The following is a 24,706-nucleotide window of genomic DNA, read 5'->3' on the forward strand; positions in this document are numbered from 1 at the left end:
CTTTGACCTTAAGCAGCGAATCTTAAAATTTCTTTAAGCGGTATCATTCAGACATATTTAATTTTAAAAAATGGGAATAAATCTGAATTTTCGGAAAATAAAGTAACAAAATATTGCAATATTTATGGGGAAAATGCTGTGATTCAGCACAAAGAAGCATAGTCATTATCTGTTGTCAAAGAGGCAGTGCTGTGCTTGAAGGTGCTTGCCCTGTAGCAGCAATGTTATGGCTGATTATGTGTAAATTATTGATTATTATTGTTTATGCTAGTGTTGATTAAAGCTGATTTTAATGTTGCTTTCAGTTCGTATGAGTAAGGGTTACCAATTGTCACGGTTGAAACATGTTATCAACAATATATTGTAAAAATCACACAAAATGAAATTTATTTTTACTATCTCTTAAGATTGGTATAAGGATCGAAAAATATATTTTTATAAAGTCTCTCTTAACTTTGAATATTATGCTTCGGTCAATTGATAAAGGCGCCACTACGCTGAACCAGTCATTCAGAACACTAAAGACAGCCATGCTCAGTATGGGTTTTGCTTTTTGTGCTTCTGCTTATGCCGGGAGTGCTCAATCACCGGCTTTAAGTGTGGGCGTTAATTATTCAGTTGATTTCCAGCCGTATAAAGGACATGGAAGTTACCAGAGCGTTTTACCGACATTTTTTTACGATAACAATCGTGTTTACGTTCAAGGGGATGAAGCCGGTCTATATTTGCTTAAAAACAGCCGGGATCAGCTGGCGCTCAATGTGTATTATGACAGTCATTCCTATGATCCGGCCGGTGAACTGCATTTACTGAATAAACGCAAGTGGTCCGTCATGTCCGGTGCAAGCTATCTGCATATTACCCCTTATGGTGGCTTTAAGGTCGGTGTGGGCACGGATGTGTTATCCCGCAATAAGGGCACAGTGGTTACTGCATCGTATCTTGCAGAATTGCATCATCGTCAGTGGTCGTTTTATCCGGAATTCGGACTGCAGTGGAATGATGCGAAATATAACCAGTATTACTTTGGTGTCAGTGATGCTGAGGCATTGCAAAGCGGTATCGCACACTATCAGCCAAAGCAGAGCATTCATCCCTACGCCAGTTTTGCCACCAGTTACCATGTGTCAAAACAGTTGAGCGTATTCAGTACGGTTGATCTGAGCTATTTATCAGATGAGCAATATAAAAGCCCCATGGTCAGGCGAAGGACAGATATTTCGCCTTCTTTTGGTATCAGCTACACCTTTTAGAGGGTGGCGCCATTGAATTGTATTTATTTCTCTCCCCTCAATCCCTGTATTGCAACATACAGACTGAAATTTACCGGTCAAAGGAAACAAACATATGAATAATCGTCATAAATTTACTGAGGAACCATCACTGATGGTGAATTTCCCTGACAGAGCACCGCTTGATGAGGCACAGCTGCTGGAGGATGAGGCAAAATACTGTTCGCATGGCGATACGGTACATTATGTTAATCCGCCTAAAATTTTTACCAACTGTGAGGGCAGTTATATTTTTGATGATCAGAATATCCCGTATCTTGATTTACAGATGTGGTATTCAGCCGTCAATTTCGGTTATAAAAACCCACGGCTGGATCAGGCGCTGATTCGTCAGATTCACCAGCTGCCTCAGATTGCCAGTCAGTATTTACATCCGACCAAAATTGAGCTGAGTAAAGCCATTGCTGAGGATATACTGAAAAAAACCGGTATACAGGGCCGGGTGCATTATAATGTGGGCGGTTCACAGGCTATTGAGGACTCTCTGAAACTGGTCCGCAATTTCTCTAAAGGTAAAAGCCGGATGTTTGCTTTTGAAGGGGGCTATCATGGCCGGACCCTGGCGGCATCTTCCATTACCTCAAGCTATCGTTATCGCCGCCGTTATGGCCATTTTGGTGAAAGAGCGCAGTTTATTCCATTTCCCTATCCGTTCCGTCGTCCCAAAGGGATGACACCGGAGGAATACGCCGACAAATTAATTGCTGAGTTTGCGCGTTTATTTGAAAATGAATACCACGGGGTCTGGGATCCGAAAGTCAGGGAAAGTGAGTTCGCTGCATTTTATATTGAGACAATTCAGGGGACAGGTGGTTATGTTATTCCACCGAAAAACTTCTATAAGGGTCTGAAAAAAGTGCTGGATGATCACGGTATTTTACTGGTGGTTGATGAAATTCAGATGGGCTTTTACCGGACAGGTAAATTATGGTCATTTGAACATTTCGACATTCAGCCTGATGTGGTGGCTTTCGGTAAGGCACTGACCAATGGGTTAAACCCGCTGGCCGGTATCTGGGCAAAAGAAGAAATGATTAATCCGGTGACATTTCCTGTTGGTTCCACACATTCAACCTTTGCCTCAAACCCATTGGGTACTGCAGTCGGTCTTGAAGTCATGAACATGCTGGCTGAAAAAGATTATGAAAAACAGATTATGGAAAGTGGTGCTTATTTCCTGGATGGTCTGAAAGATCTGCAAAAACGCCACCCGGAAATAGGTGATGTCGATGGCCTGGGGTTGGCACTGCGTGCGGAAATCTGCCAGGCAGATGGTTTTAGTCCCAATAAGGAACTACTGGATAAAATGGTGGATATCGGCCTGTCGGGAACTCTGGAATATCAGGGGCAGCAGTGCGGTCTGGTGCTGGATGTCGGTGGGTATTATAAAAATGTCATCACATTTGCACCATCACTGGAAATCTCCCGTGCTGAAATTGACCAGGCGATGGTTCTGCTGGATCAGCTGATGACACGTGCCAAACGGGAAATGTAGATTCAGTCATGAAAACTGACCTGAATCAACTGGAACCTCAGGCACTGGTGGATGCTTTTTTAAAGTATCCACCAGCCGGCTTTCAGGTTCATGAACCGGATAATTTTTTAGCTTTTTTTTATACCCGGTTTAATTTACTGACCACACTGGATGTGGCGCTGCATCAGAAAATTAAGGCATTACCCGGTTATCGGCACTGGCAGAACATGCTGCATCTGCAGACCTGTTTTGTCGGGACCACGGTGACCGAATATACGCTGCTTTCAGCTCAGCTGTCGGCACAGCAGATGACTGAATTTCTGAAACAGCATATTCAAAAGACCCGTCTGACCATTATTAAGGATTTGCCTTTAAATTCACCGTTCATCAGTGAGATGGAAAACAACTATAGCCAGGAGTTGATTAAATCCGCTGAAAAGAATGGGTTTTTATCTGTGGAAGGGCAGGCACTGGCCTATGTACCAATAGATTTTGAAAATCGGGAAGATTATTTATCCAGGCTTTCGAAGAGCCGCCGTAAGAACTTAAAGCGCAAGCTGAAAAGTTTAAATGAAATCGATGTTGAAATCCTGGCGACAGGACATGCAAAGTTTCAGGATGCTGAATTTACAGCACAATTATATCGGTTATATCTGAATGTCTATCATCAGAGTGAAATTCACTTTGATCTGCTCAGCCCGGCGTTTTTTCAGGCCATTCTACAGGATGGCGACAGTGGTGGAACGGTATTGTTCTATTGGGTCGGTACGGCGCTGGCCGGCTTTAATCTCTGTTATGAATATCGGGGTAATCTGGTGGATAAATATATCGGGTTCAATTATCCACTGGCCACTGATCATAACCTGTACTTTATCAGCTGGTTCGTCAACCTGGAGTATGCCCGGGTCAGGGGCATGAAGTTTTATATCGCCGGTTGGACAGACCCTGAGGTCAAGGCGCAGCTTGGCGCTGAATTTACATTTACCCGTCATCTGGTGTGGATCCGTTCGCCGGTTTTACGTTTTATTCTGACCCGGCTGCGTTCTGTTTTTGAAGCAGATCACCACTGGCATCAACAGCAGGAATTGAAGTCATGAGCTCAGTTTACTCCAGACAGCATGTGCTATTAAATTTCGATGATTCCGCTGGAAAGCCTGAAAACGCACTCAATATTGACCTGGCCGAATGGCAGGAAATGATTCGTTTTGGTTGTCAATGGTCTGAATTCAGACAATTGCAAAACTATCTTGCCGGTCATTTACCGCAGTCCAGTCAGTTGGGCTGTGTGTGTATGGGCAGCGGTGACTATCATCATGTGACGCAGCTGTTACTGGAAACCCGGGCGGCAACACAACCGATTCATCTGATTGTCTGTGATAACCACCCGGATAATATGCGTTATCCGCTGGGCATACACTGCGGTTCATGGGTGTACTGGGCAAGCCGGCTGGAACAGGTTGCCCGTATAGATGTAATTGGGATCAGCTCTGGTGATATTGGCCTGGCGCATGCCTGGGAAAATCACTGGTCCCCGCTGCGTCAGGGAAAATTGCACTATTGGAGTGTTCAGCAGAATGCGGCATGGACACGTGTTATCGGCGCGAGAAATGCATGGCATGGTTGTGATCATGCAGATGAGCTGCTGACTGCGTTCCGCGCGGAAATTGCCGGTATGGATGCCCCTGTTTATCTGTCCATTGACAAGGATGTACTGTCCCGGGATGTGGTCGTGACCAACTGGGATCAGGGGCATTTACTGGAAAGTCATTTACAGGATTTGATACAGGCCTGTCGGGGACGCCTGATTGCTGCTGATATTACCGGGGATGTTTCTGCATATCAGTATAAAAATTGGCTGAAACGATTTTTAACAGGTCTGGATGGTCAGCAGGAACCCTCACAGCGTGAGATCGAATGCTGGCAAAAGGACCAGCAGCAGTTGAATCTGCGTTTAATGGCAGCCATGGATTCAGCCTGGCTGTAAATATTTAACCATCTGCATTAAACAACAGAATAAAATCATCCTGTCTGGTGGTCAGATCAGCATGGCCGGCTTTCTGCGCTGAAAGGATCCGGCCGGCATTTGATGTATGCTGCATACTGAAATCACAGTGCAGGCACCGCAGTGCTTATGCCTGGTTAGTCGGGAATGTTTTTTAGCGGTGAACCGCCGAGCGACTGCAACAACGTGACATAAGCGTCGTATTGACTCTGTCGGGTCTGCACCAGTGACAGACGGGCATTGCGTGTGGTTTCCTGGGCATCCAGCAGATTTCTTAAGGCAATGGCCCCGTTGCGATAGCGGACATTGGTCAGACGTTCGGCTTTCTCTGCCAGCTCAAGGTTCTTTTGCTGCAGGGTAACCTGCCGATCCAGTTCAGTCCGGCTGGACAGCGCATTTTCCACATCGGCAAACGCCTGGTACAGAGTCTGACGGTACTGGACAATGGCTTTTTCATAGTCCAGTGCACTGATTTTCAGATTTTTCTTCATGTCATTGTATTGCAGAAAGGGCAGGGTCAGGCCTGCGCCGAGTGTTGCAATTGGATTTTTCAGTGCATCGGACAGGGAAGTGCTGGAGCCGATGCTGCCGGTGCTTAAATTCCCGGTCAGACTGAAAGATGGATAATAACTGGCTCTGGTGGCATCATTATTGGCCAGGCTTTCACGCAAGCGCAATTCGGCAGCACGCAGATCCGGGCGGCGCGCCAGAATGTCAGCAGGCAGACCGGCAGCAATGGCCGGTAACCGGGCCTGTGGCAAGGTCTGCGGTTCCTGTATGTTGAGCTGCTGGACAGGCAGATGTAACAGTACCGCCAGCGCCGTGCGCGTTTCCACACGCTGTTGTTCAATCTGGCTCAGACTGGCCTGCTGACTTTGTACTGCCTGTTCTGCCTGGGTTAAGTCCAGTCCTGAAACCGCGCCGGCACGATACTGGGAACGGACCAGTTCATAGGTTTTCTGTGTTGATGCCAGATTCTGCTGAACTGTGGCATAGCGTTCATTCAGATAACCCAGTTGCCAGTAAAGACTGGCTGTTGTTGCAATCAGGCTTTGCCCGGTGGCCTGTAAATCCTGTTCGGTGGCCAGGGCTTCCCATTTTGCCGCTTCCGTCTGACGGGCAAGTTTGCCGAACAGATCAATTTCATAACTGAGTTGCGGATAACCAATGCGGTAGCCGGTGGATGAGTCATTGCCGCCATCCAGTTCAAACTGATGCCCGGTGGACAATGACGCATCACCAATGCGGACGCCCTGCTGGCTGCGGGCCAGGCCTGCTTTCAGACGGGCCTGTTGCAGGTTGATGCCTGCAACGACCAGGTCGGTATTGCTGTTCAGGACCTGATTGACCAGCTGATTTAACTGAGCATCAGCAAATAATGTCCACCATTGGTCAGCATACAGTTCAGTCTGAAGTGATTTTCCCTGTGGCTGTTCATGGGCAAACGTTGCGGGAATCTGAACCGCGGGTGACTGATACGGCGTTTTGACAACGGCCGCACATCCGACCAATGAACTTCCCAGAATGAAGGTGCCTGCCAGTCGGGTTAAATTAAACTGCATATGATTTTCCTTATTCTCGGGAGAGGGCATCAACGGGATCAAGCTGTGCTGCATTACGTGCAGGAATGAAACCAAACACAACGCCAATCAGGGTTGAACAAATAAATGCCGCAATAATGGAGGTGGTTGAATAGGCCATCTGGAACATGCCTTTTGCTACATAATCAACAATGATGCCCAGGCCCAGCGCGAGCAGCACCCCCATGACCCCACCCAGTAGACAGACCAGGATCGATTCAATCAGGAACTGTTGCAGGATATCGCTTTGCCGTGCACCGACGGCCATACGCACCCCGATTTCCTGGGTGCGTTCCGTTACGGAAACCAGCATGATATTCATGACACCGATTCCGCCGACCACCAGCGAAATAACGGCAATGGCAGACACCAGCAGGGTCATGGTGGCTGTGGTCTGTTCAATGGACTGACGGATGCTGTCGGAGTTCTGGGTAAAGACATCCTGGGCGCCATGACGTTGTTCAAGCAACGACAGAATGGCGTTCTCCGCCGCATTGGTCGGGTAGCCGTCCTTAATCCGGATCACAATATTCCGGACATTGGCCTGGCCCAGCATCCGGCTCATCACTGTGGAGTAGGGTAGATAGGCGTTCAGGCTGTCTGAGGCCATCATGCCTTTTTCCTCGGTCAATACTCCAATCACCCGGCTGGGCACACTGCCCAGCAAAATGACTTTGCCCAATGGGTCACTGCCATCGGCAAAAAAGGTGTCCCGGGTGTTGGCATCAATCACGACATCCTGAGCCAGCTGAGTAACACTCTGTTTGCTGAAAGGCTGACCGGAGGCAAAGCTGATGCCCCTGACATAGAAAAAGTCAGTGCCGACGCCATTGACACTGACCGAGGCCTCGGTGTCTTTGTAGCGACCTGTGACACTGGAGTTGACGGAAGGGCTGACGCCATCGACATAGGGCTGTTCAGCCAGTGCTTCGGCATCGGCCGGAATCAGGGTTTTGGTCTGGGCTGTTCTGGAGTTGTCACCAAAGCCACGGCCCTGATACACGGTAATGGTATTGGTTCCCAGCCCTTTGATGTTGTCCAGGATCTGTGCTTTTGAGCCGTTGCCCAGGGCGACAATGGACACTACCGATGCAATACCGATGATAATCCCGAGCATGGTCAGGAAAGTACGCATACGGTGTGCATTCATTGCCAGCAATGCCATGTGGAAGGCCTCAGCAAAGCGGTCCAGCGCAGAACGCCACGCTGCGGCTTTTTTCTGCTTCCTGGGTTCTTCTGCTTCAAGGGCCGGGTCAATATCATGGTCGGTGACAGGCGTATTGGGCGTATCAGAAATGATCTTACCGTCACTGATTTCAATAATACGGGTCGCATTTTTTGCGACGTTCATATCGTGTGTAACCAGGATGATGGTATGTCCCCTGGCATTCAGTTCACGCAGAATGCGCATGACTTCCACGCCACTGTTCTTGTCCAGTGCGCCGGTGGGTTCATCGGCAAGAATGACGTCACCGCCGTTCATTAAGGCACGGGCAATGGAAACACGCTGTTGCTGACCACCGGACAGCTGACTGGGACGATTGGCCGTTTTATCCGCCAGTCCGAGTTCGGTCAGCAATTCAGTTGCCCGTTGATGGCGGGCGGTTGAATCAACTCCGGCATAAATAGCCGGGACCTCAACGTTTCCGGCAGCGCTTAAATCGCCCAGCAGATGATAGCGCTGAAAAATAAAACCAAAATATTCACGGCGCAATTGTGCCAGTTCATCGGGTTCCAGCTGACGGGTTTCACGGCCATTGACCTGATAACTGCCGGACGTGGGTTTATCCAGGCAGCCGAGAATATTCATGAGCGTGGATTTACCGGAACCGGACTGACCGACAATGGCCACCAGTTCACCCGCATAAATTTTTAAATCAATGCTTTTCAGAATCTGAACGGTACTTTCCCCGGCAGGGAACTCACGGATCAGATGACTGACCTCAAGCAGAGGCTGATTCTGCTGATCCATGTTTTAGAATCCCATGCCGCGGCTGCGTTTTGCAGCATCGTTTGATGTATCTGAGCTGTCTGCAATAATGACTTTCTCACCCTGCTGCACGCCACGTAAAACCTGTGCAACCACCCGATTGTTCAGGCCGATCAGTACCTGCTGACGCTTTGCAGTTCCGTCTGGCTGTAAAACCCGGACCATGGCCACAGAGGCTTTGTCCTGGCTGATCAGATTTTTTTCATCTGCAGTCAGTTGCAGGGGTTGTGGCCGTTCAGTGTTTTCCGGGTTGTCTGTCTGACGCTGACGTTTCCGATTTTCTCCATTTTTACCGCCGCCGGGCTTCTGTGCAGGATTTGCACCATTTTCAGCGCGCTGTGGACGATTCGGCGCCTGTATGGCCGACGCAGGAATGGTCAGGGCATTTTTTGCCTCAGCCAGAATAATGTAAACCTGTGCAGTCATATCAATACGCAGTTTGCCATCATCATTGGGTACATCAAACAGCGCATTATAATAAATGGCGGTACTGGTGGATGAAGATGAGCTGGAATTACTGCCGCTGGATTCAGTATTGATGGATTCCGGGGCAGGTTCAACCTGACGCAGGCTGGCATAGCGTTTCTTTTCACTGTCGCCCAGTGTGGTGAAATAAACCTGCTGACCTTCCTGAACCCTCATGACATCTGCTTCAGAAATCCGGGCTTTAATGGTCATGGTGTCCAGCCTGGCCAGTTTGACAATGGTTGGAGCAGTCTGGTTGGCGTTTACGGTCTGACCTTCTTCGGTGACAATCGCCACCACGGTCCCATCCATCGGCGCAACAATCTGGGTATAACCCACATCTTCCTTCGCTGTGGCCAGGGTTAGACGGGATTGTTCAATCTGAGCATTGATGGCTGCAATATCTGCCTGGGCAGTTTTGTAGCTGGCCAGTGCAGATTCAAACTCAGCACGTGAGGTGGCATCCTGTGTATACATGGCCTGCTGGCGCTTGTATTCTGCGTCGACTTTGGCCAGGTTGGCATCTCTGACTGCAAGTTGTGCCTGCAGGTTTTTAATATTGGCTTCCGCGGCTTTCAGATCATTCTGCTGACGTACCGAATCAATCTGGGCAATCAGTTGCCCCTGTTTGACCTGGTCACCCAGTCGGACGTACATTTTTTTGACCTGACCGGAAACCTGGGCGCCGACACTGACCATTTTGGTGGCTTCAAGGTCACCGGTGGCCATGACGGAATCTTCAATATCACCACGTGCTACGGTTGCAGTAATGTATTGTGGCTGGTCATTCTTCGGTTTGAGCATGGCCCAGGCGATGGCTGCGATGATCGCAACACAGATCGTGATCAGGATGGCTCTGGAGAGTTTTATTTTTGGCATAGTGGTTAAACGTCTGAGCTGAATTCAAAAATTGCTGAAATTATAGAGTTTAATTAAGGATAAAGCGTGAATTTTGTTTTAACAAACAGCAATAACAGTTTTGTGTGAAGCCTTCATTTCAGTGCTGCAGGAAACAGGGGCTGGCCGCATAATTCAGCAATACACTGCTGAATCAGATGCTGCGGGTTTTCATGACTCATGCCTTTAATTGCAGCATCAATATGCAACAGCAACTGAGGCCATGTCAGAAAGCGCTGTGGGGTGAGCCGTCTGAGTGCCTGCTGGTAGTGGGATACCCTGGTTTTCCAGATGCCCAGCTGTAATGCATGCTGTGGTTGTTCATACAGCTGCATCAATAGTCGCATTTCTTTACTGATGGTCCACAAAATTAAACTATCTGCCTCACCGCTTAGCGCCAGGAACTGAAAAATTTTGACCGATTGCGCCAGGTTGCCCTGAATCAGCGCATCGCTTAAATCAAAGGTGCTATAGCGGGACTGGTCCTGCAGGCAGTCCTGCAGCTGCTGAACCTGAATATCTGTTTCATCGGGGAAAATATCATGAACCCGCATCAGGCTGTTTCTGGCTGCCAGTAAATTGTGTTCATGATGCTGTTCCAGCCACAGCCAGGCATCCGCCTGCAACTGAATGCCGAGTTTTTCAGCTTCACCGGCTAAAATGCGTTTGCGGTCCTGTACCGAACTGGCCAATAGGGGGACAACCACTCCATTGGCTTCCACCACCTGAAAAAAAGCTGACTTCAGGCTGCTGCTGTCCTGCCTGGGCATAATCATCAGCAGCAGATTGGATTCATTGTGCTGAAGATAATGTTTCAGCAGTTTCATGCTGGCGGCATCAGGCTTGATATTGCCATGTACTTCAATGGCCAGCTGCTGGGAAAACAGTGACAGGCTGTTCAGTGCATTAAACACGCTTTTCCAGTCACTGACATTGCTGATATCAAATCGCTGTCTTTCTATGTCGTGCTGTTGCCAGCTGTGACGGAAGCTGTCAAGCAGATTCTGCTCGAGCAGCGGTTCCTGACCATGTAATATCCAGGCACCCCGGGCTTCACTGACACGTTTTAGAGCCTGGATATAGTCGAGCTTCATGGGGCTTCATTCATAAATTGAAATATTATGGTGTGGTCTGGGCAGGTTGCGTGGCATTAACACGGGCTTTGGGCAGCCGGTTCGCTGAAATCTGACGGGTCATTTGCTGGGCAATGTCATCAATCAGAATCCGGCTTAAATAGTTATATTGCTGGTCATCGGTGTTGACCGTGGCCACATCGTATTGATAACTGCGTGACGCTGTCACGGTACGGGGCTCAGTAATCGGGTTGCCCTGCTGGTCTTCAATCTGGAACGTGACGGTCAGGCGAAGCAGGGTTTCCACCAGTTTACCGTTCAGTTCATGACGACGGGGTGTGTATTCCAGGACACGCAGTACGTAGGCATCACTGGCGTTACTCAGCTGTACGCCACTGGCTGTTAAATAGACGCTGAGTTTCTGTTCCAGTGTTTCAGTGTCTTTGGGCATGATCAGTTCAAGTTTGGTATAAACCAGGGGTGTTGTCTGTGGATTGGTTCCCTTCAGATAAAACCCACAGCTGGCCAGGCCTGCACTTAAGCCTAAGGTTAAAACGACGGTTGCCATACGTTGAGCGAAGTGCATGTCTGTTCCTCTTGAAAAGATTCCCTGCATAGTGCAGGGCATGGATTATATTTGTATTTCACTCCTGGTCAGGGAAAATCCGGCAACATTTCAGTCTGACCGAATGCCTGAACCAGGGATGTTTCAACTATGGGCTATTAAACCACAAGGTTGACAAGTTTATTCGGTACCACAATTTCTTTTCTGGTTGGACCTGTTAAGAATTGTTGTACTTCTGGCAATGCCCTGGCCTGAGTCAGGATCTCTTCTTTTGAAAGATCCACTGCAACCTCCAGTTTGCCACGCAGTTTACCGTTGACCTGTACCACAATGGTCTGGGTATTGCGAACCAATGCGGACTCGTCCACAACCGGGAAGGAGGCTGTGGTCAATCCAATACCGAACTGGGCCAGCAGCGTCTGACTTAAATGCGGGGCAAATGGTGCCAGCAGGATCAGTAAGGTGGTAATGGCTTCATGTGCCACCGCCGCATCTGAGGCAGATTTCACTTCAAACTTACCGGTTGCATTCAGCAGTTCCATCTGAGCTGCAATGGCGGTGTTAAATGCATGACGACGCTCAATGTCATCACTCACTTTCTGAATGGTTTCATGGGTTTTACGGCGTAAGCCTTGCGCATCGCCTGAAAGGGTAGTGCGGTCGATGTCTGAAACCTGATGACCTTTTTCAAGGAAGCTTGTGGTTAAGCGCCACACCCGTTTTAAAAAGCGGTTTGCACCTTCAACACCGGCATCGGACCATTCCAGTGACTGGTCAGGTGGCGCTGCAAACATAGTGAATACCCGTGCTGTATCTGCGCCGTACTGATCAATAATGGCCTGTGGGTCAACGCCGTTATTTTTCGATTTCGACATTTTTTCCTGGCCGCCGATAACTACCGGTTCACCATCGCCACGGTATTTTGCGCTAAGAATACGGCCTTTTTCATCACGTTCCAGTTCAATATCGGCCGGATTAAACCAGGTCTTTTTGCCGGAATCGGCCTCACGGTAAAAGGTGTCGGCCAGCACCATGCCCTGAGTCAGCAGGTTGGTAAAAGGCTCGTTGCCCTGTACCACACCTTCATCCCGCATCAGTTTATGAAAGAACCGGGCATACAGTAAATGCAGAATGGCATGTTCCACTCCGCCAATATACTGGTTGACTGGTAACCAGCATTGCGCTGCTTCCGGTTTGACCATACCGCCGGTAAAATCAGGAGATGCATACCGGGCATAATACCAGGAAGATTCTACAAAAGTGTCCAGGGTGTCTGTTTCACGGCGTGCATGGCCCCCGCAGTTCGGGCAGGTGGTTTCGTAGAATTCGGGCATTTTATTCAGGGGGTTGCCTGAACCATCCGGAACCACGTCGGTTGGAAGAATCACAGGTAACTGCTCTTCCGGCACCGGCACCTGACCACATTTTTCACAATTGATCATCGGAATTGGGCAGCCCCAATAGCGCTGACGGGAAACGCCCCAGTCACGCAGACGGAACTGAACTTTACTGCTGGCCAGACCCTGCGGTTCCAGTTTTGCCAGTACTGCATCAAAAGCCGCCTGTGTGTCCAGGCCATTCAGTTCACCGGAGTTGATGATCCGGCCTTCCTTTGAGCCGTACCATTCCTGCCATTCGCTTACCGAATAATCAGCGTCTTCTGCACCTCTGGCGTCAATCACCTGAATAATGGGTAACTGGTATTTTGTGGCAAATTCAAAGTCACGCTGGTCATGACCCGGAACGGCCATGACAGCGCCGGAACCGTATGACATCAGCACATAGTTGGCAATCCATACCGGAATGTCTGCTCCTGTGAGGGGGTGCCGTACGAAAAAGCCGGTTGCCATGCCCTTTTTCTCAGCGGTGGCAAGATCCGCTTCTGCAACCGAACCCATGCGGCATTCTTCAATAAAGGCAGCAAGTTCAGGGTTGTTCTGCGCAGCTTTCAGGGCCAGTGGATGTTCTGCGGCGACCGCAACATAGCTGACTCCCATGAGCGTATCTGCACGCGTGGTATACACGGTTAAACCATCGGCATATTGTTCCGGTCGGCTGGACGGAAAGGTGATGTCCATCCCGGTGGAACGACCAATCCAGTTGCGCTGCATGGTCAGCACCTGCTGAGGCCAGCCCGCCTGGAGCTGGTCCAGATCATCCAGCAACTCCTGGGCATAATCGGTAATGCGGAAGTAGTACATCGGGATGTCACGTTTTTCCACCAGCGCGCCCGAGCGCCAGCCCCGGCCATTTTCAACCTGCTCATTGGCAAGTACGGTCTGATCGACCGGATCCCAGTTGACAGTGGACAATTTGCGGTAAATCAGCCCTTTTTTATACAGCTGTACAAATAACCATTGTTCCCAGTGATAGTACTCAGGGGTGCAGGTTGCAAATTCACGGTCCCAGTCAATGGCAAGCCCCAGTTTTTTCAGCTGGCCACGCATATAGGCAATATTTTCAAAGGTCCATTTTGCCGGGGCGACCTGATGCGCAATGGCGGCATTTTCCGCCGGCAGTCCAAAAGCATCCCATCCCATGGGTTGCAGGACCTGTTCACCTTTTAAACGGTGGAAACGGCTGATTACATCCCCAATGGTATAATTACGCACATGACCCATATGCAGTTTGCCGCTCGGATAGGGAAACATCGAGAGAATATAACGACGCTTTCCTTCGGTCGTGTCGGCAACTTTAAAGGCTTTGCGGCTTTCCCAGTCCTGCTGGACCTGTGGTTCAATCGCACTGGCTGAATATTCGGGGTCAATGTGAGAAGTAGTCATAAATCTATGTAGGAAACAACGGTTAAAAGTCAGATGCACAGCATAGCGCAAAATCCACCTGAAAGTGAATTTTGCATGTCATCTGCAAGTAAAAAAATTAGCAGTGAATGAGAGGATGCGTTGTCAGCAGTCCCTGATTACCTGGGGTCAGATATGCCGGCTGGTGCCGGCATCGGGGATGGCTCGGTATTTTCTCCGGCTGGTGCCAGCATGACTGCCGGTTGTGGTTGTGTCCGTTCGCTATCAGGGGCCGGTATGGCTGAAGGGTGCTGGTTGTTGTTCTGTGTGCTGGCTGGTACGGACTGGGCAGGTGTCATGGCGGAGTTCGGATGACCATAGGTTTCCACTTTGCCCTGTTGTCTTGCATTTTTTGGGGGTGGTGTGGTGGTGTAATGGGTCGACCCCTTGTGATCGACCCATTTATAATATTGTCTGGCGAAGCTTTGTGTAGACAGCAATGCTGCAATGATGATCACTGCAGGCAGCAGTGTCAGTTTAAGCCCTGTTTTTGTTTGCATGTGCAATATCCTGTAAATTATTCATGCCATGGTTATGTCGATGTAATGGTCAAATGATCCTGGGTGATGGTCGGCGGATGAGTCTGTGCTGAAGTTGGCTGACGGTGCATCATTGCCGGCCTGGCTATTGTCCGCTCAGTCATTGGTGCTGAATCTTCATCACTGATGAAATCATTTATATTGTTACGGGTTGTGTGGATATTATTTTAATCATTTCTCTGGAATATTATATATTTCCTCTGAAAATTTACCATCTTACCGATCATTGGTATATTTTAAAAAAAATGAAGTGGAAGGGTGTAATGCCCTGAAATGACCGGGCTGTATAACAAGCAATATAAATAATCAGCAAAAAGAGACACTGAATCCTTGACTTTGCCGGTTGAAACAACAAAAATGCAGTTTGGTTTTATTATGTTTTTATTCGATCACCCTTCGGGTAAACTGCATAGCCTGCAATCACATTTCCCCCTAAGCCGGGGAAGTGAATATGTCCAGAATATGTTTATCCCAACATGTTTTAGATTCTGCCGCCGCCATACAGCTGTTGCGTCAGAAAAAATGAGTATTGCTGCAAAAACCATGAAATATGTGTGCTATAACAGCGCACACGTCAATGAATGATACGGCTTATGTCTCCCATACGGCTGTGAAATAAAAGATTAGGGTGAATCACGTTGGAACTTTTATCTGGTGGTGAAATGCTTGTCCGCGCTCTGGCGGATGAAGGCGTTGAACATGTTTTTGGATATCCGGGTGGCGCAGTTTTACATATTTATGATGCGCTGTTTAAACAGGACAAAATCAACCATTATCTCGTACGTCATGAGCAGGCTGCCGGTCATATGGCAGATGCTTATTCACGTGTCACAGGCAAAACCGGGGTAGTGCTGGTCACTTCAGGTCCGGGCGCTACAAATACGGTCACGCCTATTGCAACAGCCTATATGGATTCCATTCCAATGGTGATCCTGTCCGGCCAGGTGGCGACACATCTGATTGGTGAAGATGCTTTCCAGGAAACTGATATGGTCGGGGTGTCCCGCCCGATTGTAAAACACAGTTTTCAGGTGCGGCATGCCAGTGAAATTCCGGCCATCATTAAAAAGGCATTTTATATTGCATCCAGTGGCCGTCCAGGTCCGGTGGTGGTCGATATTCCAAAGGATGTAACCAATCCGGCGGAAAAATTTGCCTACGAATATCCTGAAAAAGTGAAGATGCGTTCCTATCAACCACCGCATCGTGGTCACTCGGGACAGATTCGTAAGGCGATTGATGAGCTGATCAATGCAAAACGCCCGGTCATTTATACCGGGGGCGGTGTGGTCCAGGGCAATGCCTCTGAACTGCTGACCGAGCTTGCACATCTGCTGAACTATCCGGTCACCAATACCCTGATGGGTCTGGGAGGATTCCCGGGTGATGATGCACAATTCCTGGGCATGCTGGGCATGCATGGCACCTATGAAGCCAATATGAGCATGCATCATGCAGACGTTATTCTGGCGGTTGGTGCGCGTTTTGATGACCGTGTTACCAATAATCCGGCAAAATTCTGTCCGAATGCCAAGGTCATTCATATTGATATCGATCCGGCAACCATTTCAAAAACCATTATGGCGCATATCCCAATTGTCGGGGCGGTTGAGCCGATTCTGCAGGAAATGCTGGCGCAGCTGAAACAGATGGATGTTTCAAAGCCCAACCCGGAAACGCTTGCCGAATGGTGGTCTCAGATTAATGAATGGCGCAAGGTGCATGGTCTCCGATATGAACAGCTGACTGATGGCACAATGAAGCCACAGCAGGTGGTCGAAGCCATGTATCGGATCACGGGCGGGGATGCAATCATTACCTCGGATGTGGGTCAGCATCAGATGTTTGGTGCGTTGTACTATAAATATAAACGTCCGCGTCAGTGGATCAACTCCGGCGGTTTGGGGACCATGGGCGTGGGTTTGCCTTATGCCATGGCAGCCAAACTGGCATTTCCTGAGCAGCAGGTGGTGTGTATTACCGGCGAAGCATCCATTCAGATGTGTATCCAGGAGTTGTCCACCTGTAAGCAGTATGGCCTGAATGTCAAAATTCTGTGTCTGAATAACCGTGCCCTGGGCATGGTGAAACAATGGCAGGATATGAACTATGAAGGTCGTCACTCCAGTTCATATGTCGAATCATTGCCGGATTTTGGCAAACTGATGGAGGCCTATGGTCATGTCGGTATTCAGATTGATCATGTGGATGAACTGGAATCCGGTTTGCAGCAGGCGATGGCGATTAATGATAAATGCGTATTCATCAATGTCATGGTCGATCGTGCCGAGCACGTGTATCCAATGCTGATTGCCGGTCAGTCACTCAGCGATATGTGGTTGTCCAGAGGGGAGCGTACCGAATGAGACATATAATTTCAGTACTTGTTGAAAACGAAGCCGGCGCGCTTTCCCGTCTGGTGGGGCTGTTTTCTCAGCGTGGCTATAACATTGAAACATTGAATGTTGCACCAACGGAAGATCTGACCATGTCACGTCTGACGCTGACCACCTATGGTGATGATCATAAAATTGAACAGATTACCAAGCAGTTGAATAAACTGGTGGAAGTGGTTAAGGTGGTGGACCTGTCGGAAGGTGCGCATATTGAACGTGAACTGATGCTGATTAAGGTCAGGGCACTGGGTGCTGCCCGTGCTGAAATAAAACGTACGGCAGATATTTTCCGCGCCCAGATTGTAGATGTGACCCCTGCGTCGTATACCGTTCAAATCACAGGAACAACCGAAAAAATAGATGGTTTTATTGATGCGCTGGCTGAAAATACCATTCTTGAAGTCGTACGTTCAGGTGTGTCCGGTATTGCCCGGGGTGAAAAAGTATTATCCATTTGATTTTCATAGCCCTCAGAACCTCCCTTTTGGGGAAGAGCTTAGCCGGGAAGATTTAAAGTGATGACCTTCCCGGAATAAGCAGAGGATTAAAAAAACTTTTTAGCGGAGACAACAATGCAAATTTTTTACGATAAAGACTGTGACATATCCATTATCCAGGCGAAGAAAGTAGCAATCATTGGTTATGGTTCACAGGGTCATGCCCATGCACAGAACCTTCAGGATTCCGGTGTGGATGTGACTGTGGGCCTGCGTGCCGGTTCAGCGTCATGGAAAAAGGCTGAAAATGCCGGACTGAAAGTTGCTGAAGTTCCGGCAGCAGTGGCTCAGGCCGATTTAGTGATGATTCTGACGCCGGATGAGTTCCAGTCTCAGCTTTATCGTGATGTGATTGAGCCCAATATCAAACAGGGCGCGACACTTGCATTTGCACATGGTTTCTCTGTGCTTTATAACCAGGTGGTTCCACGCCAGGATCTGGATGTGATCATGGTGGCACCTAAAGCACCGGGTCATACTGTACGTTCAGAATTCCAGCGTGGTTCAGGTGTGCCTGATCTGATTGCCATTCATCAGGATGCCTCCGGTAATGCCCGTAATGTGGCACTTTCCTATGCTTCAGGTATCGGTGGTGGCCGTACCGGTATTATTGAGACGTCATTCCGTGAAGAAACTGAAACTGACTTGTTTGGTGAGCAGACAGTGCTTTGTGGTGGTGCGGTTGAATTGGTGAAAATGGGTTATGAAACCCTGGTTGAAGCAGGTTATGCACCTGAAATGGCTTATTTTGAATGCCTGCACGAGCTGAAACTGATTGTTGATCTGATGTTTGAAGGCGGTATTGCCGACATGAACTATTCAGTCTCCAATAATGCGGAATATGGTGAATATGTCACCGGTACTGAAGTCATTAACGAACAGTCACGTGCGGCAATGCGCAATGCATTAAAACGCATTCAGTCTGGTGAATATGCAAAAATGTTCATTCAGGAAGGTGCCTTGAACTATCCTTCCATGACAGCCCGTCGCCGTCAGAATGCAGCACATGGTATTGAAGTCACCGGTGGCAAACTGCGCTCCATGATGCCGTGGATTCAGGCCAACAAAATTGTGGACAAAGAAAAGAATTGATTCTTTGCATGATTTAAAAAAAACCACTCCTCAGAGTGGTTTTTTTATGCACAGCAGGTCATGCGGAAATGGTGTCAGGTCAGATTACAGTTGGTTTTATTAAATTTATATTAATGAAAAAATTCAATTATTTTTTATAATCTAAAAACTTTTGCAAATTGTGGCCGTGCCTGAAACCTGTGGAAGGTATGGATAGATAATTGAATCTGCAATAAAAGTCCATTGGGTATTTAAAGAAACTGTCATCCAGTAATCATCAAAATGTAAGAAACCTGATCTAATCTAAGTTAAAACCAGCAAAATAGGTGCTCGTATGACCAATCCGTACGCAGAAGCCTTACTGTACAAGCAACAGGATTTTCCCGAAAGTTATAAGTTTTATTTTAAGCAGAAAAACAATAATCTGCCTGAGGATGATTCAGGTTTGTTAGAAGATCTTGTCCGCCCAAGGCTGAGAATCGCAATTGTCACTGAAACCTGGCCACCAGAGATCAATGGTGTTGCACTGTCTCTTCTACAGTTAAGTAAAGGTCTGCAGCAACAGGGACACAAGATTTTATTGATCCGTCCTTCACAGCAGCGTCAATGCCACGACTTTCAGCCCAACAGGGAGTGTCTGGTCAATGCGCAGTCCATTCCGAAATATCCGGGGATGCAGTTTGGGTGGCCACAATATCTGAAGGTTTCTCAGGCCCTGGCTGATTTTTCCCCGAATGTGGTGCATATCGTAACCGAAGGACCATTGGGTTTTGCAGCGTTACATGCGGCAAATTCAAAAAAGATCCCTGTTTCAAGTGGCTTTCATTCACCCTTTCAGGAATTCAGTCGTTTCTTTGACCTGGCATTTCTGGTCAAACCTGTACAGAAGTATTTACGGTGGTTTCATAACAATACACAATTGACCTGTGTGCCGAGTAAGGATACAGAGAGAGCGTTACGGGAATTTGGTGTGACCTGTCCACTGGTGGTGGTGGGTCGTGGTATTGATGTTGAACGTTTCTCTGCAAAACGCCGCTCAGAGCAGCTGCGTAAAAAATGGGGTGTCTGTGATGACACCACGGTCATGCTGTATGTCGGACGGCTGTCACCGGAAAAAGAAATCAATGTCGTCATTGACGCATATGCAGCATTGAAACAACAGGGCCAGAAGAAGGTTAAACTGGTGGTGGTGGGTGACGGGCCGGATCGGGCGCGGCTGGAAAAAATGCCGGGTGCTGAACAGGCAATTTTTACCGGCAGTCTGAGTGGCACACAACTTGCTGAAGCATATGCAAGTGCAGATGTATTTGCATTTGCCAGTCAGATGGAAACCTTTGGTAATGTTGTACTGGAGGCGATGGCCAGTGGCCTGCCAGTGGTTGCCTATGATTATACCTGTGCACAGCAACAGGTCAGGCATGACGTGACAGGATGGCTTTGCCCGCTGGGGCAGGTTGACCAGCTGAAGCAGCTGATGATGCAATTACCCGGCAACAGAGTACTGCATCGTATGGGTCAGCAGGCGATGCATGATGTACAGAATATTGGATGGCAACATCCGGTTCAGCAACTCGAACAGGCACTGTATCGGGTAGCGCAGGAGAACCCCCTGGTTACCTAGAGCATCTTAAATATGTGAGAGGAGAACTGAAATGAACTTAAAAAATACCAAAATAAAAATACTCGATCTCGATCTTAAGGGTTGTCTGTATCTGAACAACCTGTCTCAGTCACAGGGAGTTTCTCTGTTCTTTAAGGTCATCAGCCGACTGGGTGATGGTGCATTCTGGTATGTCATGCTGTTGCTGGTGTGGATGCAGAAAGGTCTTGGATACGGACTGCAACTGATTTATGTGATACTCGGTGGAACGCTGGGGACCGGAACCTATAAATTTCTGAAACACAAGACGGTCCGCCCACGTCCTTACCAGGTTCACCAGGTGATTGTCATGGGTGAGCGCCCGCTGGATCATTTCAGTTTTCCATCGGGCCATACTCTGCATGCAGTCATGGCAACGACAGTATTGGGCTATATTCAGCCGATTATGTTGTTTCTGATGCTGCCATTTACGGTATTGGTGGCGTTATCCCGTATGGTGCTGGGTCTGCATTATCCAAGTGATGTGATTGTCGGTGCCCTGATTGGTGCGACAGTTGCGGCATTGGTCATTGCCGGCGCGCCGTTGCTCAATATTATCCTGTGATCGTGCAGCTCTTTTTTACCGGGCGAATTGCTTTTGCCGATTTTTACTGAATATGACGGTATCCTGCCCTATGGGTTCTTTGTTAAAGTAGGACCATGTTTATCGGGTGTATATGGGAGAACCTGAATGGGATTGCGCTGGACAGATACAATTGATATTGCAATAGAACTGAGTGAAGCGCATGCTGATGTCGATCCGCAATGGGTCCGTTTTACCGATCTGCATGCCTGGGTCTGTGCCTTGCCGGATTTCACTGATGATCCGGAAAAATCTACAGAAGGTCTGCTGGAAGCCATTCAAATGGCATGGATGGACGAAGTCCGTTAATCATCCATCGAAAAATCAGGATTTTTTTTATTTGAACAGCAGAAAATGGCCTGTTATTCGGTATAATGCGGCAAAATTTTGTTATTAAATTGACTTTAAGGAGCCAATCATGGCTGTTGAACGTACTTTATCCATTGTAAAACCGGATGCTGTTGGTAAAAACCATATTGGTGACATTTTTGCTCGTTTTGAAAAAGCCGGCCTTAAAATTGTGGCAACCAAAATGAAACAACTGTCCAAGGCTGAAGCAGAAGGTTTTTATGCTGAACATAAGGAACGTGGTTTCTTTGGTGAGCTGGTGGCATTCATGACTTCCGGTCCGGTTGTGGTTTCTGTACTGGAAGGTGAAAATGCGGTACTTGGACATCGTGATATCCTGGGTGCAACTAATCCGAAGGAAGCAGCTCCTGGTACTATTCGTGCAGATTTTGCAGTCAGTATTGATGAAAATGCAGCACATGGTTCTGACTCTGTTGCATCAGCAGAGCGTGAAATCAATTACTTCTTTGCTCAGACAGAGATTTGCCCGCGTACCCGCTAATCAGCAGTTTTCAGACCAGATAAGTGTTATACTGCTTGTCTGGTTTTTTTATTCTTTTAAGATTTTTCTGTTTAAATATTGAACAATTCTTTTCATCATATGGCATGGTCTGGGTATACACATGAATTCTGAAGTAGTCACTTCGCCTCTGGTACAGTATGAACAGCAGTATTCATCTGCTGTTGTGGTGCCGGCTGAAACAGCGCAGAAGGTGAATTTACTTGGCATGTCCCGTGCACAGCTGGAAAAATTCTTTGAGGACATGGGTGAGAAGAAGTTCCGGGCCACTCAGGTGATGAAATGGATGCATCAGTTTTTTGTCACTGATTTTGCAGAGATGACCAATATCTCAGGCAAACTGCGTGAAAAACTGGAGCAACACTGTGAGATTAAGGCACCGCAGGTGGTGCATCGCCATTATTCAAAGGACGGCACCCGTAAGTGGGTATTCCGGGTCGGTGAAGGGGCGGGTTCGCTGGTTGAAACGGTGCTGATTCCGGCAGAAGATAAAACCGGTTCGCGTAAGACGCTGTGTATTTCCTCACAGGTGGGGTGTGCGCTGGATTGCTCCTTTTGCTCTACCGGAAAGCAGGGTTTTCAGCGTGATCTGACGCCGGATGAAATTATTGGTCAGTTGTGGATGGCGAATTATTCCTATATGGAAGATGTTGCTGTTGCAGAACGTGAGCGTTCAGTGACCAATGTCGTGATGATGGGCATGGGTGAGCCGTTGCTGAATTATGACGCGGTACTCAGTTCAATGCATATCATGCTGGATGATTTTGCCTATGGTATGTCCAAGCGCCGGGTTACTTTATCCACCTCGGGCGTGGTGCCGAAAATTGACCAGCTTGCGCAGGATATTGATGTGGCGCTGGCGATTTCACTGCATGCACCCAACAATGCGTTGCGTAATGAACTGGTGCCGGTCAATAAAAAATATCCATTGGAACAGCTGATTGCTGCATGCCAGCGTTATATTGCCAGAGACGGCAACGAAAGTTCACGCAAGCATGTCACCATTGAATATGTCATGCTGGATGGGGTTAATGATCAGCCTGAGCATGCACAACAGATGATTCAGTTACTGAAAAACCTGCCCAGTAAAATTAATCTGATTCCCTTTAATCCGTTTCCGCATGCGCCTTATGGCCGTTCAAGCCGTAATCGGATTATTTCCTTTCAGAAAACTTTGTCTGATGCCGGATTTGTGTGTACGATTCGTCAGACACGTGGTGATGATATTGATGCCGCCTGTGGACAGCTGGTCGGGCAGGTGGCAGATCGGACCCGCCGTGCTGAACAATGGAAAAAGAAAGTTGAAGAACGCAATGTGATTGTGCGGTCACGGCATTAATATTCAGGGGCTGAGTTTTGAAACTTAAGTATCAGACAATAATTTTAAATATATCGATATGTTTCTCTGCACTGGCAATACTCGGATGTCAGAGTACTTCACCGGACACCATTGTAAAAAAAGACCCTGAAAAAGCAGCAAAAGTCCGCACTCAGCTGGCGGCGGAATATATCCGTAATGGCGATCTGGATGCTGCCAAGCGTGCCCTGGATCAGGCACTTGCGTCAGAATCAAGGGATTCTGCTGCCAATATGATGATGGGTGTGCTGTTGCAGCAGGAAGGCAGTCAGCCCAATATGGAAAAGGCAGATGGCTATTTTAAGCGGGCCATTTCCATAGATCCGCAGAATGCCCAGGCCCGGAATAATTACGGCACTTATCTGTATCAGGTCGGGCGCTACAATGAAGCTATAGAACAACTCAGTGTTGCTGGTGCAACATTGGGCTATGATCAGCGTTTCAGGGCACTTGAAAATCTGGGGCGGGTTTATCTGAAGCTTGGTGATGTTGCAAATGCTGAAAAAACATTCAAACAGGCGTTACAGGTGAATCGCGATTCAGTCATATCAATGTTAGAGTTGTCTGAAATATTTTATTTACAGCGTAATATTCCAGCTGCCAGTCAGCTTTATGAACAATATGTGCGTCTGACTGGTCAGAAAAATCAGGGGGCGCAGGCGCTCTGGACCGGCATGCGTATTGCGCGTGCCAATGGTGACCAGATGGGCATGCAGGTGCTGGTGAATCAGTTACGGGCATTGTTCCCTGGAAGCCAGCAATATCAACGTTATTTGCAATTACAGTACAGTACTGAGGCCGTATGGAAGTAAATCCGAATTCACAGCAATCTGCTGGTTCAAATGCAGTACCTGATGCTTTGGGAAATATTCAGCGTCCTGGCGAGTATTTACGCCAGACTCGAGTCTCTCAGGCCCGTGATATTCAGGCTGTTGCTGCTGACTTGAATATACCGGTAAAAATTTTGCAGGCACTGGAACAGGATGAATATAAAAATTTGCCTGAAGTTACCTTTATCAAGGGCTATTACCGTTCCTATGCAAAATATTTAAATGTCGATGCAACGGCAATTATTCAGCGTTTTGATGAAATTTATGAAAATGATACCGGTTTGTTGCCAAATCATGCCTTAAATAATTCTCCGATTAAAATGATGGGGAAATTACCGGGGTCCGGCAGTGGCCGTAATAAAAAATGGTTGAAGCGCGGCTTAATTGCTGTGGTGGTGATTGTGGCAATCTGGCTGCTTGTTGAAGGCATTCAGAAATGGTATGCCAAAAAAACAGATCAGCACGAAGGCCGGGCGCAAAGCTCGGAAGTCGAAGTGCTGTCACTGAATAATAGCGCTTCATCCGCTGCAGGGGATCATATGGTGCTGAACTTTAAGCATCCGACTTCTGTGCATATTGTGGACAGTACCGGTAAGGTACTGGCCAGTGGACGTCAGGCAGCTGCATTGACGGTTGAGGGGCAGTCGCCATTTCAGATTCGCCTGGATGATGCGAATGCGGTATCATTAAGCCTTAATAATGAACAGATTCCATTGTCTCCATATACGGTAAACGGGAAGGCAGAATTCCGTTTATCCCGTTAATCAGATCTGAACCGGGCAATACG

General features: G+C 48.1%; 21 protein-coding genes. 14 read left to right on the plus strand and 7 right to left on the minus strand.

Features of this window, described 5'->3' with window-relative positions:
- The first annotated feature begins 464 nt into the window (after positions 1-464).
- The 4 genes from ACT6PV_RS02600 to ACT6PV_RS02615 all read left to right on the plus strand — a co-directional run bounded on the left by ACT6PV_RS02600 (position 465) and on the right by ACT6PV_RS02615 (position 4,750).
- Positions 465-1,253 (plus strand): MipA/OmpV family protein, encoded by a 789-nt coding sequence (locus tag ACT6PV_RS02600; RefSeq protein WP_445114942.1) that lies wholly within the window; start codon positions 465-467, stop codon positions 1,251-1,253.
- 94 nt (positions 1,254-1,347) lie between these two features.
- Positions 1,348-2,787: an aspartate aminotransferase family protein gene (locus ACT6PV_RS02605; protein ID WP_445114943.1), complete on the plus strand. Its 1,440-nt coding sequence runs from the start codon at positions 1,348-1,350 to the stop codon at positions 2,785-2,787.
- Positions 2,788-2,795: 8 nt separating this feature from the next.
- Complete coding sequence (locus ACT6PV_RS02610) at positions 2,796-3,863, plus strand: GNAT family N-acetyltransferase (protein ID WP_445114944.1); 1,068 nt, start codon at positions 2,796-2,798, stop codon at positions 3,861-3,863.
- Positions 3,860-4,750: a hypothetical protein gene (locus tag ACT6PV_RS02615; RefSeq protein WP_445114945.1), complete on the plus strand. Its 891-nt coding sequence runs from the start codon at positions 3,860-3,862 to the stop codon at positions 4,748-4,750. Before ACT6PV_RS02610 ends, ACT6PV_RS02615 begins: the two co-directional genes overlap by 4 nt.
- A 155-nt stretch (positions 4,751-4,905) precedes the next feature.
- On the opposite strand, the gene ACT6PV_RS02620 is transcribed toward ACT6PV_RS02615, so the two are convergent.
- The 7 genes from ACT6PV_RS02620 to ACT6PV_RS02650 form a co-directional block, all read right to left on the minus strand.
- Entirely contained in the window at positions 4,906-6,330 is a 1,425-nt protein-coding gene (locus tag ACT6PV_RS02620) for an efflux transporter outer membrane subunit (protein WP_445114946.1), read from the minus strand.
- 10 nt (positions 6,331-6,340) lie between these two features.
- Entirely contained in the window at positions 6,341-8,320 is a 1,980-nt protein-coding gene (locus ACT6PV_RS02625; RefSeq protein ID WP_445114947.1) for a MacB family efflux pump subunit, read from the minus strand.
- A gap of 3 nt (positions 8,321-8,323) precedes the next feature.
- Positions 8,324-9,682 carry an efflux RND transporter periplasmic adaptor subunit gene (locus tag ACT6PV_RS02630; RefSeq protein ID WP_445114948.1) on the minus strand — a complete coding sequence of 453 codons (1,359 nt, stop codon included), beginning with the start codon at positions 9,680-9,682 and terminating at the stop codon, positions 8,324-8,326.
- Positions 9,683-9,795: 113 nt separating this feature from the next.
- On the minus strand, positions 9,796-10,794 hold the full coding sequence (holA, locus tag ACT6PV_RS02635; RefSeq protein ID WP_445114949.1) for a DNA polymerase III subunit delta: 999 nt from the start codon (positions 10,792-10,794) through the stop codon (positions 9,796-9,798).
- A 25-nt stretch (positions 10,795-10,819) separates the two neighbouring features.
- Complete coding sequence (locus ACT6PV_RS02640) at positions 10,820-11,359, minus strand: LPS-assembly lipoprotein LptE (protein WP_445114950.1); 540 nt, start codon at positions 11,357-11,359, stop codon at positions 10,820-10,822.
- 137 nt (positions 11,360-11,496) lie between these two features.
- The gene (gene leuS / locus ACT6PV_RS02645) at positions 11,497-14,121 is read right to left on the minus strand and encodes a leucine--tRNA ligase (protein ID WP_445114951.1); all 2,625 of its coding nucleotides are present in this window, start codon (positions 14,119-14,121) and stop codon (positions 11,497-11,499) included.
- 137 nt (positions 14,122-14,258) lie between these two features.
- Positions 14,259-14,639, minus strand: coding sequence for a DUF4124 domain-containing protein (locus ACT6PV_RS02650; RefSeq protein WP_445114952.1), 381 nt, complete (start codon positions 14,637-14,639; stop codon positions 14,259-14,261).
- A gap of 677 nt (positions 14,640-15,316) precedes the next feature.
- On the opposite strand from ACT6PV_RS02650, the gene ACT6PV_RS02655 reads away from it, so the two are divergent.
- The 10 genes from ACT6PV_RS02655 (at position 15,317) to ACT6PV_RS02700 (ending at position 24,683) form a co-directional block, all read left to right on the plus strand.
- Complete coding sequence (locus ACT6PV_RS02655) at positions 15,317-17,044, plus strand: acetolactate synthase 3 large subunit (RefSeq protein ID WP_445114953.1); 1,728 nt, start codon at positions 15,317-15,319, stop codon at positions 17,042-17,044.
- The gene (gene ilvN, locus ACT6PV_RS02660) at positions 17,041-17,532 is read left to right on the plus strand and encodes an acetolactate synthase small subunit (protein WP_445114954.1); all 492 of its coding nucleotides are present in this window, start codon (positions 17,041-17,043) and stop codon (positions 17,530-17,532) included. The genes ACT6PV_RS02655 and ilvN overlap by 4 nt, the downstream gene beginning before the upstream one ends.
- A gap of 114 nt (positions 17,533-17,646) precedes the next feature.
- Positions 17,647-18,663 carry a ketol-acid reductoisomerase gene (ilvC, locus tag ACT6PV_RS02665; protein WP_445114955.1) on the plus strand — a complete coding sequence of 339 codons (1,017 nt, stop codon included), beginning with the start codon at positions 17,647-17,649 and terminating at the stop codon, positions 18,661-18,663.
- 313 nt (positions 18,664-18,976) lie between these two features.
- Complete coding sequence (locus tag ACT6PV_RS02670; RefSeq protein ID WP_445114956.1) at positions 18,977-20,263, plus strand: glycosyltransferase family 4 protein; 1,287 nt, start codon at positions 18,977-18,979, stop codon at positions 20,261-20,263.
- A 31-nt stretch (positions 20,264-20,294) separates the two neighbouring features.
- On the plus strand, positions 20,295-20,846 hold the full coding sequence (locus tag ACT6PV_RS02675; protein WP_445114957.1) for a phosphatase PAP2 family protein: 552 nt from the start codon (positions 20,295-20,297) through the stop codon (positions 20,844-20,846).
- Positions 20,847-20,972: 126 nt separating this feature from the next.
- Complete coding sequence (iscX, locus tag ACT6PV_RS02680) at positions 20,973-21,173, plus strand: Fe-S cluster assembly protein IscX (RefSeq protein WP_445114958.1); 201 nt, start codon at positions 20,973-20,975, stop codon at positions 21,171-21,173.
- Between the two features lie 109 nt (positions 21,174-21,282).
- Positions 21,283-21,714 carry a nucleoside-diphosphate kinase gene (gene ndk / locus ACT6PV_RS02685; RefSeq protein ID WP_445114959.1) on the plus strand — a complete coding sequence of 144 codons (432 nt, stop codon included), beginning with the start codon at positions 21,283-21,285 and terminating at the stop codon, positions 21,712-21,714.
- Positions 21,715-21,835: 121 nt separating this feature from the next.
- The gene (gene rlmN / locus ACT6PV_RS02690; protein WP_445114960.1) at positions 21,836-23,071 is read left to right on the plus strand and encodes a 23S rRNA (adenine(2503)-C(2))-methyltransferase RlmN; all 1,236 of its coding nucleotides are present in this window, start codon (positions 21,836-21,838) and stop codon (positions 23,069-23,071) included.
- A gap of 38 nt (positions 23,072-23,109) precedes the next feature.
- The gene (pilW, locus tag ACT6PV_RS02695; protein WP_445117005.1) at positions 23,110-23,901 is read left to right on the plus strand and encodes a type IV pilus biogenesis/stability protein PilW; all 792 of its coding nucleotides are present in this window, start codon (positions 23,110-23,112) and stop codon (positions 23,899-23,901) included.
- The gene (locus ACT6PV_RS02700) at positions 23,892-24,683 is read left to right on the plus strand and encodes a helix-turn-helix domain-containing protein (protein ID WP_445114961.1); all 792 of its coding nucleotides are present in this window, start codon (positions 23,892-23,894) and stop codon (positions 24,681-24,683) included. Before pilW ends, ACT6PV_RS02700 begins: the two co-directional genes overlap by 10 nt.
- Positions 24,684-24,706 lie beyond the last annotated feature (23 nt).

The organism is Acinetobacter sp. WZC-1 (genome assembly GCF_052544965.1).